This window comes from Microcystis sp. LE19-10.1B (assembly GCF_027530565.1).
Lineage (GTDB): Bacteria > Cyanobacteriota > Cyanobacteriia > Cyanobacteriales > Microcystaceae > Microcystis > Microcystis aeruginosa.
Window position 1 is genome coordinate 1 of the sequence record NZ_JAPZQM010000207.1, and the last position, 2423, is coordinate 2423.

The following is a 2423-nucleotide window of genomic DNA, read 5'->3' on the forward strand; positions in this document are numbered from 1 at the left end:
CAAGTTGTCAAAGAAGTTTTATTTGTGGGTGAACATACCTGTCTAGGTGGTGGCAAAAAAGAATATCAAGGAATTTCCGATTACCCGTTACAATGGATGATTAATCAAGCCAAAAAATTGGGATTAGAGTTTGACTCAACCCCCCCTGAATCTGAGGAATTCCCAATTAAACCAGACCCGACCATCAAGTTCGATAATACGCTTAAGGGATTGTCGGCCTTGGGAGGTGAGCAGTCGCGATATTTCAATACAAAAGTTGTCACTGTTCATCACAGTGTGGTAAAACGATTAAAGGCTTTTTCCGATTATCGTCCCAAAAGTCTTGAACCTTTTCTTCAAGCTTTACTTGACAGCGATCAAAAGACAGAGTAACCTTGCTTTAAAATTAAATGAATCCTGCGCTAGAAATTTGAGGTGATTTTTATGGAACTCGATAACATTATTAAAAAAGTAGCAGGTGCTTATTTAGCTTCGGCTATTATTGCCGTCATCGTGCTAATTCTGACCCTCGGACAACCCTTTGTAGTTTTTCTGGGTATTGGAGCGATGGGGTTAGTTACCGTCTTAGGAGATGCGATTGCCGAGTACGGAATTGAAGCGGTTCTGAATTCTTTTTACACTGAGCGAAGTAAAAAAGAATCCCTGGAAACACTTTTAGCTGAAATTGATACTTTACCTCTGACTGATGACCTGAAATTAAAAACCAAAAAACACTTAACCGAGTATCAAGAACAGACAGTAAAGCAGCCAGAAACGGTAACTGAGCCAACTCCTGAAAGTCCTCAAACAGTTGTTATTGAAAATGAACCAATTATTAAAAATGAACCAGTTGTTGTTGAAGTTGAAAATGTTTAATTTAGGTATTGCTCCCTCTTGTAATAGCTGGGAGTAGCGGATGATTATTGCTAAGTACTGAGGAATTTTTTGGTCTAAGATAGCTATGCTAAATAGGAACTGTCCACATCTGATGACCTATAAAAAAATTGCCATTTATGAGCAAAGCTATCAACTTCCTGTTTTTAAAAATAGATACTTAAAGAACTTTCAGAAAATCATCAAAGAACGTCGGAAATTAATTCAAGAAGGAGTTCGCTACCATTACTATTTTGGTAAGATTATTAAACGAAAAGAAAAAATTACTCAACAAGAAATCTTGATTGAGACGCAGTTATTAATTAAAGACTACAATTTATTAATTAACGGACTAGAAATCTATCAAGATGGATATTATCGTTTTTTACTACAACTCAGTGACAATCTCAAAATTTTATTTTCCCAAAAATATCAAGAATTAAAAATCTTAGACTACGAGAGAATAAAGTTAGAAATTAAAAATAATAATAATCAAAACATTCTCAATCAACTCAAGCTAGAAAAACAGGAAAATTTTCGGGCGATTTTGCTACTGGGAAAAACATCTTTTTTGATGTTGAAAAAAACGAAATTACTCGGGGAAGGAGTGCAGAAATTAGCCGAGGATACTCAAAAGCAGAAAAAAATTGTGCAAGCAATTATTCAAGAAATCAAAATTTATGAGGAATTAAATCATTACCAACTCAAATCCCAACAAGTTCGCCAAGAAATTGCTAATCTTGCCCAAAACGCGATTAATTTTGAAAACTACTTACAGGACTATTTTGCTCCTTTTCAATTATTAATAGAAGAAGTCCTTAAGGTGGATGAAGAATTTTATGCAACAGTTGGAGAAATTAAGTATTTGGTAGATAATATTTTTCCACCTCAGCCTGATCTCTTAGAAACGTCAGATTCCGCCATAAATTCTGAGTTTTTGTTAAATTTTCTAGCAACTGGTTACGAGAAAGAAGCAAGGTTAAAAGAGGCTTTTTCCTCTGAGCAATTTAATGATTACTTATTCAATGAAAGTGAATGGTCAGCACAATTTATTTCCCTAGAAACAACCATCAATAAATTATCTGCTCATTTAGCAGAACAAGAGGTTTGTCAAAAAGACACTATCCCCAAAATTCCCCTGGCAATAGTTGTTTCTCAATTCTCTCAAAACAATCTTGACAAATCTTCTAGTTCTAAAAATCCCCCGACTTCCCCAAATATCTTAACTCAAGAATCCGTGGATCTTGATTATAGTCAATTACAAGATTTGCTAAAAAAGCAACAGTGGCAAGCGGCCGATCGCCAAACAACCCAACTACTATTAAAAATTTTGGGTAGAACCTACTGGAATGAGGTTTATCCTCAAGATATTGCTCAATTACCTTGTTCGGATCTGAAAAAAATTGATCAACTTTGGCTTCATTATAGTCATGGTCATTTCGGTTTTAGTATTCAGCAAGCCATTTTCTCTAGTCTCGGTGGTTTAGTGGATTATGAAACCCAAAAGAAACTTGGCGATCGCCTAGGTTGGCGGAAGGAAGGTCAATGGCTCAATTATGAGCAACTAAACT

The 2423-nt window shown here is 35.4% G+C and carries 3 protein-coding genes; all 3 read left to right on the forward strand.

Going from position 1 to position 2423, the window contains the following annotated elements:
- The coding region (locus O9332_RS07720; RefSeq protein ID WP_288024708.1) for a phospholipase effector Tle1 domain-containing protein at window positions 1-372 on the forward strand (372 nt) is incomplete at its 5' end.
- 51 nt (window positions 373-423) lie between these two features.
- Window positions 424-855 (forward strand): hypothetical protein, encoded by a 432-nt coding sequence (locus O9332_RS07725; RefSeq protein ID WP_002761472.1) that lies wholly within the window; start codon window positions 424-426, stop codon window positions 853-855.
- A gap of 112 nt (window positions 856-967) precedes the next feature.
- The coding region (locus O9332_RS07730) for a GUN4 domain-containing protein (protein WP_288024710.1) at window positions 968-2423 on the forward strand (1456 nt) is incomplete at its 3' end.

Excerpts from the sequence above, each read along its gene's own strand:
- O9332_RS07725 (WP_002761472.1), top strand. The coding sequence starts at position 424 with ATGGAACTCGATAACATTATTAAAAAAGTAGCAGGTGCTTATTTAGCT.